This window comes from Opitutus sp. ER46 (genome assembly GCF_003054705.1).
Lineage (GTDB): Bacteria > Verrucomicrobiota > Verrucomicrobiia > Opitutales > Opitutaceae > ER46.
This window is the reverse complement of sequence record NZ_QAYX01000020.1, coordinates 83137-99799: the sequence shown is the minus strand read 5'-3', so window position 1 is coordinate 99799 and position 16663 is coordinate 83137. Positions and strand designations below refer to the sequence as shown.

The window sequence follows — 16663 nt, the reverse complement described above, 5'->3', positions numbered from 1 at the left end:
TGGCGGAAACGCCGGCACCGTTCGACAGTCTCCCGTGATGCGTTTTGTCCGGCTCGCGCTCGTCTCCCTCGCCCTGGCTGCCTGCGTTTCGCCCCTCGCGGCGCAGATCCGGCCGGCGGCCTCCCGGCTCACCCCCAATCTGGCGGACGCCATCGACCGGCCGTTGCGCTATCAGCCGGATGGCGCGGATTTCGTCATCACCAACGGCACCGAGCGGTTCAACCGTTCGCTTTACGGCGGCAACACCGCGTTTCGCGCCGACGGCGGCGACGCGCCGGAATTCGTCCTCTACCTGCCCGGCCGCGGCGGTAACCTCCGGTTCGCGGTGCGCACGCCCGCGGGCGCCAAGTGGCTGCATGACGCGGCGCAGATTGAAACCCGGTACCGGCCGGGCGAACTGCACTATTGCATCCAGGATCCGCTGCTCGGCGCCGGCGGCGAGATCCGCCTGGCCGTCCTCGCGTCCGCGGAGACCGAGGGCCTCCTCGTCCGGGTCGAGGCGGGTGGAATCGGCGCCGGCGTGGAACTGGGCTGGGCGTTTGGCGGCGTGAACGGCCAGCGCGGCAAGCGCGATGGCGACATCGGCACCGAGAGCGTCCCGATCAGCGAGTGGTTCCAACTCCGGCCCGAGTTCTGTCGCGGCAACCAGATTGAACTCACCGCCAGCGGCTTTGTGCTGCGCGCGCGCCCCGCCACGATCGTGGGCGTTGTGCCGGCCGGAGCGGTCGTCGCGGTGGCGGATGCCGGGCGCTGGGCCGACGCGGCCGCGGTCTTTGCCCCGGCATCGCCCGCGGCGGCTCCGGCGCTGCCCCTCGCCGTCGGGCGGGTGCCCCTCACGGCCGGCGGCACGCTCTTCCTTTCCCTGCAGCGCGTCGCGGCCCAGTCCGCAGTGCCCGCGGATCTGGCGACCTACCGGGAAGTCACGGCGGTCCGGCCGGGCGGCGACCGGCCGGCGAGCACGCCGACGCTGGCGGCCCCGTTCTCGCGCGACGAGTTGCCCGAGCGTTTCGCCGTGGCGACCGCTCATTTCGCGGCGGTGCGGACGCGCGTGGCTGTGGATACGCCGGACCCCTTCCTGAATGCCGCCGTGGGGGCATTGAACGTCGCCGCCGACGCGGTGTGGGACGAACCCCAGCAGGCCATCATGCATGGGGCGATTGCCTGGCGTACGAAGCTGCTCGGCTGGCGCGGGCCGTACGCCCTCGACGCGCTCGGCTGGCACGACCGGGCCCGCCGGAATCTCACCTATTGGTGCGGTCGCCAGAACACCGATCCCATCCCGCCGACGGTGCCGCCGGCGGACGAGGCGGCGAACCTCGCGCGCAACGAGGCGGGGCTGCACACCAACGGCGACCTCTCGAACTCACACTACGACATGAACCTCGGGTTCGTGGACGCGGTGTTCCGGCACCTGCAATGGACCGGGGATCTGACGCTCGCGCGCGAGGTCTGGCCGGTGATCCAGCGCCACCTGGCGTGGGAGCGGCGGCTGTTCCGCCGCGAGTTTGGGCCGGAGCGCCTGCCCCTCTACGAGGCGTACGCGGCGATCTGGGCGAGCGATGACCTGCAATACAGCGGCGGCGGGGCCATGCATGCCTCTGCCTACAATTACTACCATCACCAGCAGGCGGCGCGGCTGGCGCGACTGCTCGGCGAGGATCCGGCGCCGTATCAGCAGGAGGCGGACAGGCTGGCGCGGGCGATGCGCGCGTTGCTGTGGGTGAAGGACGATGCGACCGGAGCCGGCGGCTGGTTTGCCGAGGCCAAGGACTGGCTCGGCCTCCAGCGGGTGCATCCGAGCGCGGCCTTGTGGACGTTCTATCACACGCTGGACTGTGGCGTCCCGGATGCCCGGGAGGCGTGGCTCTTTTCCCAGTATGTCGACAGCCGGCTGCCGCAGCTGCCGGTCCGCGGCCCCGGCGTGCCCGCGGGGCTGCGGACGCTGGGCACGAGCAACTGGATGCCCTACGACTGGTCGATCAACAACGTGGTGATGGCGGAGGCCGTGCATGGCGCGCTGGGCTACTGGCAGGCGGGCCGGCCCGACGCGGCGTGGGCGGTCGCCAAGGGTTCGCTCCTGGCCGCGATGTACATGGGCATCTCGCCGGGCAACGTCGGCTCGATGTCGTACCTCGACGTTTATCGCCGCGAATCGCAGCGCGATTTTGCCGACGGCAGCGGGGTGCTCTCGCGCGCGCTGATCGAGGGGCTCTTCGGCGTGCAGCCCGACCGGCTGGCCGGCGAGTGGCGCGTGACGCCGGGGTGGCCGGCCGCCTGGACGCGGGCGGCGATCCAGCACCCCGACTTTGCGCTGGGTTTTACGCGTCAGGACGCGGTCGACACCTATCGCCTGAGCTTCCCGGCCGGAACCACGCCGCAGGGGCTGCGGCTCGTCGTGGCGGCGGTCCGCGACCGCGTGGTGGGCGTGACGGTAAACGGGCGCGAGGCGTCTTGGACGCCGGTGATGGAAGCCGTGGGCTTGCCGCGGATCGAGGTGCGCGCGCCGGCCGCCGCGAGCCACGAGGTGTGCATTCGCTGGGCGGGCGAGGCGATCCGGCCGACCGCCGCCTCAGCGGATACGTTCGTACCCGCGGAGCAAGGACAGATGCGCTGGCTCCGCCCGCCGCTGCCCCGCGCCGCGACCGCCCCCGTGGTGGTGCCCACGTTCGCCCTGCCGGCTGACGCGCGCTGCGAGCCCGTCGACCTGACCGCGGCCTTCAATGACCGCGTCACGCAGATCTTTCGGAACGAGTACCGTTCCCCGCGTTCACCGTTCGTCTCGCTTGCGCTGCCCAAGCAGGGCCTGGGGGGGTGGGCGGGTGGGGTGAACAAAACCGCGGAGATCGACGATCGCGGCGTGCGGGAGCTCGCCGCGCGGTCGGGTGGGCGTTTGACGCTGCCCAACGGCGTGCCTTTCGCGACGCCCGCGCAGGGGCCCAACGTGTTGTTTACGTCCCAGTGGGACAACTACCCCGACGATGCCACCCTCCCGCTGGCGGGCCGCGCGCGCGCCATCTTTCTGCTGCTGGCCGGCTCGACGAACGCCATGCAAAGCCGGTTCGAGAACGGTGAAGTCGTGGTCACCTACGCCGACGGCACGACGACCCGGCTGCCGCTGGTGAACCCCGAGACGTGGTGGCCCATCGAGCAGGACTACTTCCTGGACGACTTCCAATTCCGGAGCGAGGGACCGTTGCCGCTGCGCGTGGACCTCAAAACCGGGATCGTGCGCGAGCTGACGCGGCCCAGATTCAAGGGCCGCGGCGCCGTGGTGCCCGGCGGGGCCGCGACTGTCCTGGTGCTGCCGCTTGAGGCCGGGCGGGAGTTGAAGTCGCTCACGGTGAGATGCGTGGCGAATGACGTCGTCGTCGGCCTGATGGCGGCGACGCTGGTGCGCTGATGCGCAGCTGCAAGCCGCCGGCAAATAGCGCGGGCGGGTGGCGTGTAAGCCCGAGGTAAATCTGGCCGGCGGGGCAGGGCGCTCATCGCCGCTGCACCCCGGCAAGCCGCGGCGTTTTGCGGGGCGGAGCGGTTGCGACGCAGCCGGTTTTCACCTTGTGGCTGTCACTGCTCTCGGGCATTTACCAACCATGCTGTCCAGCCGGCATTTTATCCCTGTTTGCGCGGCATTTGCGTGCGCCGCCTTCGCGCAGGCCGAGAGCCCGACCTTGATCTGGTGGAATACGAGCGGAAGCGGAACCGATTTCGCGACCGCCGCCAACTGGGTCGAGAACACCAGCCCTTCGGCCAACGTCACCGTCGCGTTTGGCAATGTGGCGCTCGCGCAGCCCGTCGTGGATACCGCGGTGACCGTCGCCGGTATCAAATTTGATGCTACGGCGGGGAATTACACGCTCACCGGCGCCGGCAGCCTCACCATCACCGCCGGGGGAATCCAGAATCTGTCCGGCGCCACCCAGACGATCGCGGCGCCGATCATTTTCACCACCACCGCGTCGCCGATCACCGATGACCCGGCCGGTTCCGGCGGGTTGGTCATCTCCGGCAGCGTCACCAACAGCACCGGCTCCGCACTGCTCCTCAACGGCAGCGGGCTCGAGAGCGTGATCAGCGGCGCGATCGATTCGCCGCTTGGCCTCATCAAGGACGGTTCCGGCACCTGGACGCTCACGGGGACCAGCACGGGCGATCTCCAGGTGAACGCGGGCACGCTGGTGCTCGGCGCCTCCAACGTGCTCACGCCGGCTGCGACTATCACGCTGGGCGGGACGGGGTCGCTGACGCTCGCCGACAACCGCACGCAGACCGTCGCCGTGGTCGAGGGCGACACCGGCGCCAAGATCACGCTCGCCCCCGGATCCGCGCTGACGCTCGCTCCCGCCGCGGACGCGTCCGGCGGCTGGTATTTCGGCACGCTGCTGGGCGCCGGCAACCTGACCATCGCGGGCGGCAGTGGCTCCACGTTCGTTCTCGGCGCCAGCGACACCGATGGCTTCACCACCTATTCCGGCGCGATCACTGTCGCCAGCGGCACGGTCAATCTGGTCGCCGGGGCTACGCTGGGCAATGGCACCTTGAGCGTGGCCAGCGGCGCGACGCTGGGGGTGCACAACTCGGGAACCCCCATCATCAACAACCCGGTGACGCTCGCGTCGGGCGCGGTGTTGAAGGCGCTGGGGGGCGATAGCGGACTCTACTTTGGCGGCAACGTGTCCGTCCCGGCCGGCAACGCCGTGGTCAACCTCGGCGGCACGATCGCTTTCGCGGGCGGGCTCAAGGCGGTCTCGAGCACAACCAACCTGACCTTCGCGGCGGTGCCCAATCTCGCCAGTCAGCTGGTCCTCACCGGCCCCGTCGACGCCAGTGTGACCAGCCTGACGCTGAGCGGCGTGTCGTTGACGTTTGATTACAGCGGCGTCGACACGCTGACCGTCGCGGCGCCAATCGTGATGAGCGGAACGGCGACGCCCGTGACGAACAATAGCTCCGGGCAGGTGGTGCTGGCGGGTGGGATCACCAACAACACCGGCTGGGGACTGATGCTGACGGGGACGGGCGCCAGCGGCGTGGTCGCGGGCCCGATCACCGGCGTCGGTCTCGTGAAGTCCGGCTCCGGCAGTTGGACGCTCGCTGGAAGCAACACGTATGCCGGCGTGACGTCGGTGAACGAGGGCACGCTCGTGGTCGGGGCCAGCAATACCCTGCCGACGGCCACGACCTTGATCATTGCCAGCGGCGCGTGCGTCACCCTGGCGGCCGAAACCAGCAACACGATCGCGGCCTTGCATGGAGCAGTGGCCTCCAACCTCAACCTGGGCGCGCCGACCTCGAGCCTCACGGTCGCGCCCGCCGCGAACGCATTCGGCGGTTACTTCGCGGGCTCGCTGAGCGGCGCGGGCAACCTCACGCTCGCCGGCACGGGCAACACGACCTTTGTCATCGTCGGCAGCAACTCCGAGTTCTCCGGCAGCACCACGATCAGTGGCGGCACGCTCACCGTGAAGGGCTCGAATCCTCTCGGCGTTGGCAACGTGGCGGTGGGTGCGAACGCCACTCTGGCGGTCGCGCCGGACGCGATCTCCGACGTGGGATTGACCAATGCGGTCAGCGTCGCGAACGGCGCAACGTTGATGGGCCAAAACGCCCACGCCCTCGTGCTCAACGGCGATGTCACCGTGCCCACGACGACGGCCACGGTGCAGTTGGGCGACCTGGTTCAAATCGGCGGGATGCTGCGAAGTGCGAGTGGCACCACGGCGCTGACGCTCACCTCCAGCCCCGATCGTTTTGGTCACGCCCTGATCCTCGGCTCCATCGACACCAGCTCCATTTCGAGCGTTACGCTCAACGCCGCTGGTCTGCTTTTCGGCTCGGCTGCCGCGGTGCCGGTCGCGACCTCCTATTTGAAGGGCACCAATGGATACGTCGGAATCCTGAACCTCGGCAGTCCCGCGCCGGCGAGCGCGGCTTCCGTCCTCGGCCTCATCGACGCGCCCAACTTCTCCGGGGCGCTGGGCTTCGACTCGCCGACCGATGTGACCACCACGTTCGCCGATGCGATCGACCTGACGAATTTCGCCAACGTCACCCTTGGCTCGAGCACGAGCGCACAGCTCACCGGCACCATCACGCCGCACGCGAGCGGCTACAAATTCGGCAACGGCGGTGGGGCGCTCGTCATCAGCTCCACGCTGACCGGCGCGAACAACGTCAGCGTGAGTTCGGTGCCGGGCCTCGACGGCAATTATCTGGTGACCGTCTTTCGCGGCGCCAACGACTATACCGGCGGGCTCAGTGTCGCCAACTCGCTCGCGATTCTCGATTCCGCGACGGCGTTACCTGCGGGTTCCAGCGTAACGCTCGGGGCTTACGGCTACGTTGGCCTGACGGAGAACTTCGCCGGCGGCAGTATCGGTGATTTCGCGACGAACCGGGTGACTTCCTACACGGCCACGTCCGTCCTGGGAATTGATTCCACCAGCGGAATCAGCGCCCGCATGTCCGGCTACAACCAAGGTGGCCGCTCCTTCAGTGACACGATCGATCTCCGGCATCTGGGGTCGATCTACCTCGGCACGGCGACGAATGCCACGCTGAGCGGCCTCATCTACGCTCCGACCCAAGGTGGGGCCAATGGCACGCTTTCCCTGCTCGCGGCTGATGACGGCACGCTCGTCATCTCGTCGCCGCTGGTGAATGGATATGTCAACCGCGTGGTCGTCGGCGCCGGCGGCTCCCCCTATGCCAGTGGCATCGTGGGTCTGGTGGGCGCCAATACGTTCAGCGGCGGCACCACCCTCGAGAGTGGAGTGCTCGTGGTGACCCAGGACAGCACGGTGCACGACGGCACGATTCTCAGTGGCTCGCTCGGCACCGGCGCCCTGACCGTTGCCGCCACCGATGCGAAGAAGGCGCTTGTCGCACCTAGCGGCAACATCACGCTGCACAACCCGATCGTCCTCTCGGGCATCCTTGCGGTCCAGGTTTCGCTGAAGGAGGCGGGGGCGGACGAGCCCAATGACTTCGCCCGGCTGGCGAGCAGCTGGGCCGGCGACTCCCTGGTGCTCCGGGGGCTGATCAGCGGCACCGGCAGCCTGGACGTCTACGGCAATACCACCCTGACCGAGGCGAACACCTTCAGTGGCGGCCTGACGCTGCATGATGGCGTCCTGGCACTCGGGAACGATGCGGCGCTCGGCACCGGCACGTTCACCATTTCCCCGCAAAGCTCGCCGGTTTACGGGTTGTCGCTCGTGACGCTCGGCGGTTCCCGCACCATCGCGAACAACGTCGTCTTCGCCGGTCCGGCCAACGTCCCGCTGACCTTTGGCGGTCAGGGCGGGTTCACGTTCACCGGCTCGGTGGCCTTCAGCAACACCCTCTCGCTCGTCACGGGATCCGACCCCGTGTTCTTCAACGGCGTCGTGACTGGTCCCGGCCGCTTCTACGGCGCGGGCACGGCCGCCCTGGTGTTCAAGGGAGGCTCCTCCGGCATGACGGGTGGGGTCGAGTCGACCTCCGGCGCCATCGTGTTCGGAACCGCCGGCTCCCTGCCCACCACCCCTGCGTACGGCACCTTCGTGTCCCAGAGTGCCGGCTACATCGGCATCGGGTTTGTGCCGGCTGACGTCCAGACGACGTTCATCGACCGTTTCGACAAGCAAGGTACCTCCGGCGCGATCGGGTTCGATAGCGCGTCCGCCGCTTCGCCCAATACTTTTGCAGGCAACATCAACCTCACCGGCTTCACCAGCACCGCCCGCCTCGGCTCCGCCTCGGGCGCCATCCTCACGGGCACGATCACGCCGGTCGATACCACCTATCGTTTTGGCAACGGCGGCGGCCTGTTGCAGGTCACCTCCGCGCTGGTCGACGCCAACGGCGGCAACACGGTCCGCAGCGTGGACGTCACCTCCGCCGAAGCCAATCCGCTCACCGTGCGGCTCGTCGGCGCCAACACCTACACCGGCGGCACCGTGGTCTCCAACTCGGGCGTGATCTTCGGGGCCGGCGCGCTGCCGGCGAGCGGCCTGCTCAGCGGTTGCGGCTATATCGGGACCGAGGACGTCGCTGCGTTCGGCGCCACCCCCGATAGCTTCATCAACCGCTTCGCCAGTTCGACCAGCACGATCATCGGCTTCGATTCGTTCACCGGATCCTTCGCCGTCACGGGCAATATCACGCTTTCGTCCTTCGACAGCACCGCGACCGTGTTCCTCGGCACCGCCACCTCGGCGACGCTCGGGGGCAACGTGAGCATCACATTGTCCGGCACGGACACCGCATATCGTTTCGCCGGCTACAAGGGCGGCCAGCTCACGGTGCTCACGCCACTCTCCGGCGCCTTCGGCGTCATCGTCGGTGATGCCCGGTCCATCGCGACTTCGGTCTCCGGCGACGGGCTCGGCCTCGTCTCCAGCGTCACGCTGGCGGGCAACAACACCTACACCGGGGACACGACGCTGCAGGCCGGAACGCTGTACCTCGGCAGTGATACCGCGCTCGGCACGGGCACCCTCAACGTGACCTCGACGGCGGCCGTCAACGCGCTCGGCGCCTCGATCCTCACGGCGGGGGGGACGCGTACCATCAGCAACGCGATCAACCTGGGCAGCAGCTCCGTCGCGGTCGGTGGGGCCTACGACCTGATCCTCCAGGGCGTCGTCACCGGCGGCGATCTCCGCAAGGTCGGCGCGGGTACGCTCAGTCTGTTCGGCAGTCACAGTGACCGCACGGGCGATCTGCGCCTCGAGGAGGGCAATGTGATTTTCAACACCGCGGCCTCCGTTGGCGGTGGCGCGCTGGTCTTTGCCGGCGACTCCGCCGTGGGCGCGACGTTCCTCGACCACAGCACCGTGAACGGAATTTCCGATGCGCTTGGCACCGGCACCCTCACGCTCACCGGCAAGTCGCTGACGGTCGTGCAGGGGGCTGACGCCGTGTTTGCCGGCGCCATCGTGGGCGAAACGACGGGGCTTACCTATTCCGGTTCGGGCGCGACGCTGAAGTTGACCGGCACCAACACCTACACGGGCAACACGACGATCCTGGAGGGGGCGAACATCGTCGCCGGCTCCAGTGCCGCATTTGGTGCTACGTCCAACCTCGTGACGCTTTCCGGCGGCTCTCTCGCGGTCGGCAGTGGCGCCACCGTCTCCAATCGTATCGCCGTGACGTCCGGCATTCTCGGCGGCACCGGCACCTTCTCGGTTCCGAGCGGCACCACCGGCTTCAACATCGGGAGCGGTATAGTGCTCAGCCCCGGGATGGGCGGGATCGGCAGCGTCACCTTTGACGGCAGCCTGATCAGCACCAGCGTCCTCATCCTCAGCGGTGGCGGCGTGTACCAGTTTGGGATGAACGATGCGGTCACGATTGGCGGATGGGACATGATCATCGTCAACGGCGATGTCCAGGTCGCCGCCACCTCCGCCACGCCGTTCGTGTTCAGCCTGTCTTCCGTCGGGCTCGATGGCGCCAGCCTGATGGCCATGAACTTTGACCCGACCAAGGCGCAGTCGTGGACAATCCTTTCGGCGACTTCGATCACTGGTTTCACGGGATCGGATCAGTTCTGGGTTAATGCATCCAACTTCACGAACCAGCATGGTGGTCAGTTCACGATCGGGCTGTCGGGCAACACGCTGACGCTCAACTTCGATCCGGTCCCGGAGCCGTCCACCTACGCGCTCCTGCTGACCGGCCTCCTCGCCACGTACGTCCTTTCGCGTCGGCGGCGCTCGGCTCGCTGAGCCGCACGTGGCATCAGGCTCGTGCCGCGCGGCAGGCGAATGCCGCCGTGGCGGCGCGGCGGTGCAGGACGTTTCCCCGCTCGGCGGCGACACCCGCGCGTGCGTCGGCTGCGGGGGCGAAGACCGCCGCGGTGTTCAGCGCGCCTTGAAACGGAAGACCGTCGTCGAGCGGTACGACCGGCCCGGCCGCAGGATCACCGACGGAAACCCTGGCTGGTTCGGCGAATCCGGGAAATGCTGCGTCTCCAGGCAGAGGCCGCTGCGACGCGGGTAGGTGTGCCCGTTCTTTCCCGGCAGCGTGCCATCGAGGAAGTTGCCGCTGTAGAACTGCACCCCGGGCTCGGTCGTGAGGACCTCGAGTTCGCGTCCGGAGAGGGGCTCCAGCACCGTGGCCGCCAGGGCCAGGGATCCGCTGCCATCCAGGACGAAGTTGTGGTCGTAACCGGCACCGAACCGCAGTTGCTCATTGGGCCGATCGATCCGCTCGCCCACCGTGTGCGGGGCGCGAAAATCGAAGGGGGTGTCGGCCACCGGCGCAAGTTCACCAAGCGGAATCAGCCCCGCGTTCACCGGGGTGTACCGCGTCGCGTTGAGCGTGAGGACGTGCCCCAGCACGGAGCGCGAGCCTTCGCCGGCGAGATTGAAATACGCGTGATTGGTCAGGTTGACCGGCGTGGCCTTGTCCGTCGTGGCGCTGTAGTCGATCCGTAGCGCCTGGTCTGCCGTGACGGTGAATTCGACCGTGACGTCCAGGTTGCCCGGATACCCCTCTTCGCCCTCGCGGCTCTGGTAACGGAGGCGAAGGACCGGGTCGCCGCCCACCGTGGTCTGCTCCGCCTGCCAGAGCACCTTGTCGAAACCGCCGGGGCCGCCGTGCAGGTGGCAGGGAATTCCCGCCGGGGCGTTGTTCGTGGCGAGGGTGTAGGTCTTGCCATCGAGCGTGAAACGGCCGTGCGCGATGCGGTTGCCGCAGCGTCCCACCGTGGAGCCGAAGTAGGGGCACGTCGGCTGCGTGTAGCCGCGGACGGAATCGAAACCAAGGACGACGTCGGCCAGCTCGCCGTGCCGATCAGGCGCGAACAGCCGCACCAGGGTGCCGCCAAAATCTGAGATGTCCGCGCCAAAGCCGCCGTCGCGGCGCAGGCTGAACAGGTGGGTTTCACGACCGTCTGGGGTCAGGCCAAAAGCTTTCATGCCGGGGAGGCGGGAAGTCTGGACGGTTGGCCGGCGAAATCCAGCCTCTGGTGTGCTATTCCTTGAACGCCCAACCTCGGGACACGGGAGGAGGCCGATGACCGGCCGGAAAAACCGCCGCGGCGCGCTTCGGGGCCAGGCGCGTGCCGTCCCCGGATGACTCCTGGTGCTCGACGCGCGGTGCGCGCGGACGACGGAGGAACATCCGGCCCGCGCCCCTGACCATGCCGTCGCATGGTCGCCGACGATCTTCCCATCCTGTACACGAAGAATGGCTGCCCCTGGTGCCACGAAGCGGTCGAGTTCCTCGACCAGCATGGCGTGAGCTACAAGCTCCGCGAGGTCACGGGCGACCCCACGGCGATGGAGGAGATGCGCCGCAAGTCAGGCCAGACCAAGGCGCCGACGCTCGATTGGAAGGGGGACGTCCTGGCCGATTTTGGCGTCGACGAACTCGTGCCGTTCCTGCGCAAGCACAACGTCAAGCTGGAGGACAGCTGACGCGCGCAGGGTAGGGTGCTTGGCGCTCTGGCTGCCGCGCTGTTGCCTGCTGGGAGGCCCAAAGTGCCGCGGGGGTTGCTGGTGGTGTTGGCGTTGGCGGCGGAACTGACCGCGAACCTGGGCGCGTGGGGCCGCCTGTTGCCAGGCGACGCGCCAGGTTCGCGAACCAGTTTCTTAACTCGCACACTGGCTCGGGTAGTCAGCAGACATACCGTTTTTAAGTCGTGGGTATGGGGAACGACCTAAAAAGAACAGTCCACACACACACACTAGCAACTAACGGGAACGAGTGTATCGGACTCGGCCCCGGCTGACCATACACCGAATGGGCTAAAGCCAGCGGTGACGCGACCGCACGCGAACTGCTGATCTTCTAACGGTTGAGCAATGCCGCCACGCGGGTGCGGCTCCCCACCTCGAGCTTGCGGAAAATCGCGGCGAGCTGGGTCTTGATCGTCAGCGGGCTGCGATGCAGTTCGCCGGCGATCTCGCGCGTGCCCATGCCCTCGCGGACGCGCATCGCCACTTCGCGTTCGCGCGCGCTCAACCGGGCGAGGAGCGCCACGGCGCCCGGCGAAAGCGGTCGGTTGCGGTCGCCGCGGGGCCGCCGGTAATCGAGCTGAACCTCGAACGCCGGCCGGAGCAGCGGGTTCGTCAGCACGGGCCGGAGCACGATGTTCGCGTGCAGCCCGAGGTTGTCGTCACTGAGCACGCGAGGCTTCAACGCCGACTCGCGGGCCGAGTTGGGCGCGTTGAGCCACTGCGTGCGCATTTCACTGCACGCTTCGGCCAGCGCGGGTGGCAGCCGGAAAGTGCGCTTCGGGCTGAGGGCGGAAGCGCGACGTTCGCCGTGATTCCAGACAGCACAGGCGTGGGCTCCCTCGCGGTTGTACCAGAGTGGACGCAGGTCCCAGTCCACCAGCAGCAAGCCCACGGGTGCGTCTTCCAGCAGCCGGGAAACCTGTTCGCCGCGATAGACCGCCTCCTCATGGTCCAGCACCCGCCGCAGCGCGGCGGCAAAATGCGGCTGCAGCGACTCGGCCAGCCGCTGGTCACGCTGCGAGAAGTCCGACTCCGAGGGGCTGCGGTGAAAATTCCACATTCCGAGCACCTGCCGGCCCCGCCACGCCACGATCGACAGCTGCTTGTCCCAGCCTGCACGTCGCATAACGCGTTCGTAGTAAGCGGAATTGCGCAAATCGCGCAGCGTGACGCAATCCGATAGCCGAAACACCGGCGCGCCCACATGGCGGGTCAGCCACTCTTGGGCGGGGTGCGCCAGTGCCCGGGCATCGCGGGCGGCCGCGGGATGGCCCTGCCGGTAGGTGCGAAGCGCTGCGCCCTCGCCGGTCAGATCGAGCTCGAGCGTGACCGAGGTGCTCGGCATCGCGGCCCGACCGAGCAGGCGCAGGGCGTGCCAGAGATCACGTTGCGTGAGCGTGGCGTGCACCCGCAGCAAGTCCCCCGACAGGGCGGGAGGCGCGACTTCAGGGGAGATGAGGAGCGAGGGAGAACCGGAGGGACGCACGGCGCGAGTCGAGGGGATTTTCCGGGCCGGCGCAACATCGGCGCGGCGTCGTTTACTCCGTCTGGCGTATTGCCGGACGGGGGGCGCGCCGCCCGCGCGTGGCGGGCGCAGCAAATCCGCCGGTCACTTGCGGGCTGGCCGAACCCTGCTTTGTTGCGCGCCCACCCCTCCCACATGCCTCTCCCACGCAGGCCGGAATCGTTCCCCGCCGGGCGGCGCGTGGCTCCGCCGTGCTGACGCCATGAGCCACGCCGTGATCCTCGCTGCCACCCGCACCCCGATCGGCTCCTTTCAGGGCCGGCTCGCCGCGGTGCCGGCGCCCCGCCTCGGCGCGGTCGCCATCCAGGGCGCGCTCGCGGCGACCGGCCTTGCTCCCGCGCACGTGAGCGACGTGCTGATGGGCAATGTCCTGCAGGCCGGGCTCGGGCAGGCTCCCGCCCGGCAGGCCGCCTTGCAGGCCAACCTGCCCGCGTCCACCCGCTGCGTGACGGTGCACAAGGTCTGCGGATCGGGGCTGCAAGCCGTGATGCAGGGAGTCCACGCCCTCGCCGCGGGCGACGCCTCGCTCGTCGTTGCTGGCGGCATGGAGAACATGAGCGCCGCGCCGTACCTCCTGCCCAAGGCTCGCGAGGGGTTCCGGCTCGGCCACCAGCGGGTGCTCGATTCGATGGTGCACGACGGCTTGTGGGATCCCTATGCCGACTTGCATATGGGCGGCTGCGCTGAAGAGTGCGTGCGCCGATTTGCGATCAGTCGCGAGGAACAGGACGCCTACGCCGCCGAGAGTTTCCGGCGCGCCAATGCTGCCCAACAGGCGGGTCGGTTCGCGGGTGAGATCACCCCGGTCGTGGTGTCGGACGGACGTGCGGAGCGGCGCGTGGAACAGGACGAGGGGCCGGGACGCGTGAACTACGAGCGCCTGCGCACGCTCAAGCCGGTGTTCGAGCCGGGCGGCACCATCACGGCCGCCAATGCTTCGACGCTGAACGATGGCGCCGCGGCCCTGGTGCTGGCGCGGGAGGAGACGGCCACCGCGCTCGGCGTGAGGCCGCTGGCGCGCATCGTCGCGTTTGGCGCGCACGCGCAGGACCCGGTGTGGTTCACGACTGCCCCGATCTCCGCGGCGGGCAACGCGCTGCGCCGAGCGGGTTGGACCACCCGGGATGTCGACCTCTGGGAGGTCAACGAGGCTTTCGCCGTCGTGCCGCTGGTCTTCCAGCGCGAGACGGGCGTGCCGGCCGACCGGCTCAACGTGCGCGGCGGCGCGATTGCGTTGGGCCATCCAATCGGCGCCAGCGGGGCGCGTATCCTCGTCACGCTTCTCGCGGCGCTGCGCGAGCGCGGCGGGCGCCGCGGCCTCGCCGTGATCTGCATCGGTGGCGGCGAAGCGCTTGCGATCTGCGTGGAACGGGTTTCAGAAGCGTGAGCCCTTCTGCCATGGCCGCCGCCCTGCCAGTCCGTTTCACCGTGGACCGCGATGGAGTGGGGTGGATCGTCTTCGACGCCCCCGGCGCCCGGGCCAACGTCTGCAACGCCGCGCTCCTGCAGGCGTTCGCCGCCGTGCTCGATGCCGCCGAGGCCAGCGCCGCGGTCGCCCTGGTGTTGGTGAGTGCGAAGGAGCGGGTGTTCCTCGCTGGCGCCGACCTGCGCGTGTTGCAGAACCTGCCTGATGCCGCCACCGCGGCTGCGTTCTCCCGCCACGGGCAGCAGTTGCTGGAACGGCTGGCCCGGAGCCGCGTGCCGGTGGTCGCGGCGATCCACGGCGCGTGTCCGGGCGGCGGACTGGAGGTGGCGCTGGCGTGCGGCTGGCGCATCGCGAGCGACGCCCCTGAGACGCGGATCGGTTTTCCGGAGACAAGCATCGGGACGATCCCCGGCTGGGGCGGCAGCGTCCGGCTGCCCCGGCTGATTGGCGCGAAAGCCGCCCTCGCGCACATCCTCCGCGGTCAGTTGCTGCCGGCGCGCGAGGCGCTGGCGGCGGGCCTCATCGACGAATGCGTGCCCGCGGCCGACCTCCGGCGCCACGCGCAGCTCACCGCCCTGCGCCTGGCCGCCGATGGGCTGCCGAAGCGTCCCACGCCGCCGCCGCCCGAGCCGACGCTTTGGGCCGACACGCGTCGCGAGCTGGCCGTGCGCTGCGGCGGCCGACCCTATGCGGTGCTGCACGCGGTCGACGTGGTCCAGCATACCGCCGGGCTGTCGCTGCCCGGGGCATTCGCGATCGAGGCCGAGCGCTTCGGCGAGGCGACGGCGCAAGCCGACTGTCGCAACATGATCCACGCGTTCCTCCTGCGGGAGGCCGCCCGCAAGCGCACGCTCGACGGCTGGTTCACCGACCAGCCCTGCGCCGAGGTCGGGCCGCCGGTCCGCCGCGTCGGCGTGGTCGGCGCCGGGGTGATGGGCGCCGGCATCGCGCACTGGCTCGCCACCCGCGGCTTCGACGTCGTGCTGCGCGATGTGCAGCTCGAGTTTGTCGAGCGCGCGCTGGGCGTGATCCGCGGGTTGATCGACGACGGCGTGAAGCGCGGGCAGGCCACGCCGCAGGATGGCCGCATCGTCTACGGGCGTATTCGCACCACCACGACCTGGGAGGGCCTTGCCGACTGCGACCTCGTGATCGAGGCGATCGTCGAAAGCGTCGAAGCCAAGCAGCGGCTGTTTGCGGAACTGGCCGCCATCGTGCGGCCCGACACGCTCCTGGCCTCGAACACCTCTGCGCTGCCGATCGACGAACTCGCGGCGTCCGTCGCGGGGCGGCACCGCCTGCTCGGAATTCACTTTTTCAACCCCGTGAGCCGGATGGCGCTCGTCGAGCTGGTCATGGGCACGCGCACGTCCCCCGAGTCGGCGGCGCGCGCGCTGGAGTTCGTGCGCCTGCTCGGCAAGGCGCCCGTGATCTGCCGCTCCTCGCCGGGGTTCTTGATGACGCGCGTGCTCTTCTTCTATCTCAACGCGGCCGTGCGGGTGTGGGAGCAGGGCGTCGACGCCGGCGCGATCGATCGGGCGCTGCGCAACTTCGGCTGGCCAATGGGACCGCTGCGGCTGATCGACGAGGTGGGCATCGACGTCACCGCATTCATCTTTGGCGAACTCGCGCACTACTTCCCACGCCGCTTCACCGCGACCACGGCGTGCGACCGGCTCCTCGCGGCGGGGCTCAAGGGACGGAAGAATGGCAGCGGCGAGGGGTTCTATCGCTACGATGGGCGCCGTGAGGCCGTGAACCCCAAAGCCGCCGCGCTCGGGCGGACGACTGCCGACTCGGCCAAGCCCCTGCCCCCGCTGCAACCGCAGGAGGATGCGATCGTGCAAGCCCTCATGAAGGTCATGGTCGAGGAGGCGCGGCGTTGCCTCGCCGAACGCGTCGTGCTCTCGGCCGACGACGTGGATTTTGCGCTCCTTGCCGGCGCCGGCTTCCCCGCGTTCCGCGGCGGTCTGCTGCACTGGGCGGAGGAAGAAATGGCTGAATGCTGAAGGTGAAGCCGCGCCCCTTCTCCGCATCGCGGCGGCATTTTGCATGATGCGAATTCTGGCCAGCGGTCCTCAACCGCGACGGCGCCGGTCCGCTCCCTCTTTATGCGCGTGCTCTCGCGCCCACGTTTCCGCTTCTGGTCCCTTAGCCCGGACGGCGTAATCGGGCGGCGCCCCCGCGGCCGGAGTCGGAAAACGCGTTGCGAACCGAAGCCGCCTGCGCAGGGTGTCCGCAGTTGCCCACCTGGCCGTCTCA

The 16663-nt window shown here is 69.0% G+C and carries 7 protein-coding genes; 5 read left to right on the top strand and 2 right to left on the bottom strand.

The window, feature by feature from the left end:
* Nucleotides 1-37: 37 nt before the first annotated feature.
* On the top strand, nucleotides 38-3400 hold the full coding sequence (locus DB354_RS07160; RefSeq protein ID WP_107834769.1) for a DUF4450 domain-containing protein: 3363 nt from the start codon (nucleotides 38-40) through the stop codon (nucleotides 3398-3400).
* Nucleotides 3401-3590: 190 nt separating this feature from the next.
* On the top strand, nucleotides 3591-9713 hold the full coding sequence (locus tag DB354_RS07155; RefSeq protein ID WP_107834768.1) for an autotransporter-associated beta strand repeat-containing protein: 6123 nt from the start codon (nucleotides 3591-3593) through the stop codon (nucleotides 9711-9713).
* Nucleotides 9714-9848: 135 nt separating this feature from the next.
* On the opposite strand, the gene DB354_RS07150 is transcribed toward DB354_RS07155, so the two are convergent.
* Nucleotides 9849-10907, bottom strand: coding sequence for an aldose epimerase family protein (locus tag DB354_RS07150; protein WP_107834767.1), 1059 nt, complete (start codon nucleotides 10905-10907; stop codon nucleotides 9849-9851).
* Nucleotides 10908-11141: 234 nt separating this feature from the next.
* Between DB354_RS07150 and DB354_RS07145 the strand changes: the two genes are divergently transcribed.
* On the top strand, nucleotides 11142-11408 hold the full coding sequence (locus DB354_RS07145; protein WP_107834766.1) for a glutaredoxin family protein: 267 nt from the start codon (nucleotides 11142-11144) through the stop codon (nucleotides 11406-11408).
* A gap of 373 nt (nucleotides 11409-11781) precedes the next feature.
* Here DB354_RS07145 and DB354_RS07140 read toward each other — a convergent pair whose 3' ends face one another.
* A complete protein-coding gene (locus DB354_RS07140; protein ID WP_146180145.1) occupies nucleotides 11782-12936 on the bottom strand; it encodes a helix-turn-helix transcriptional regulator in 1155 nt (384 codons plus the stop codon).
* A gap of 241 nt (nucleotides 12937-13177) precedes the next feature.
* Between DB354_RS07140 and DB354_RS07135 the strand changes: the two genes are divergently transcribed.
* The gene (locus tag DB354_RS07135; RefSeq protein ID WP_107834764.1) at nucleotides 13178-14362 is read left to right on the top strand and encodes a thiolase family protein; all 1185 of its coding nucleotides are present in this window, start codon (nucleotides 13178-13180) and stop codon (nucleotides 14360-14362) included.
* Between the two features lie 11 nt (nucleotides 14363-14373).
* Nucleotides 14374-16410: a 3-hydroxyacyl-CoA dehydrogenase NAD-binding domain-containing protein gene (locus DB354_RS07130; protein ID WP_107834763.1), complete on the top strand. Its 2037-nt coding sequence runs from the start codon at nucleotides 14374-14376 to the stop codon at nucleotides 16408-16410.
* The last annotated feature ends 253 nt before the right edge of the window (nucleotides 16411-16663 follow it).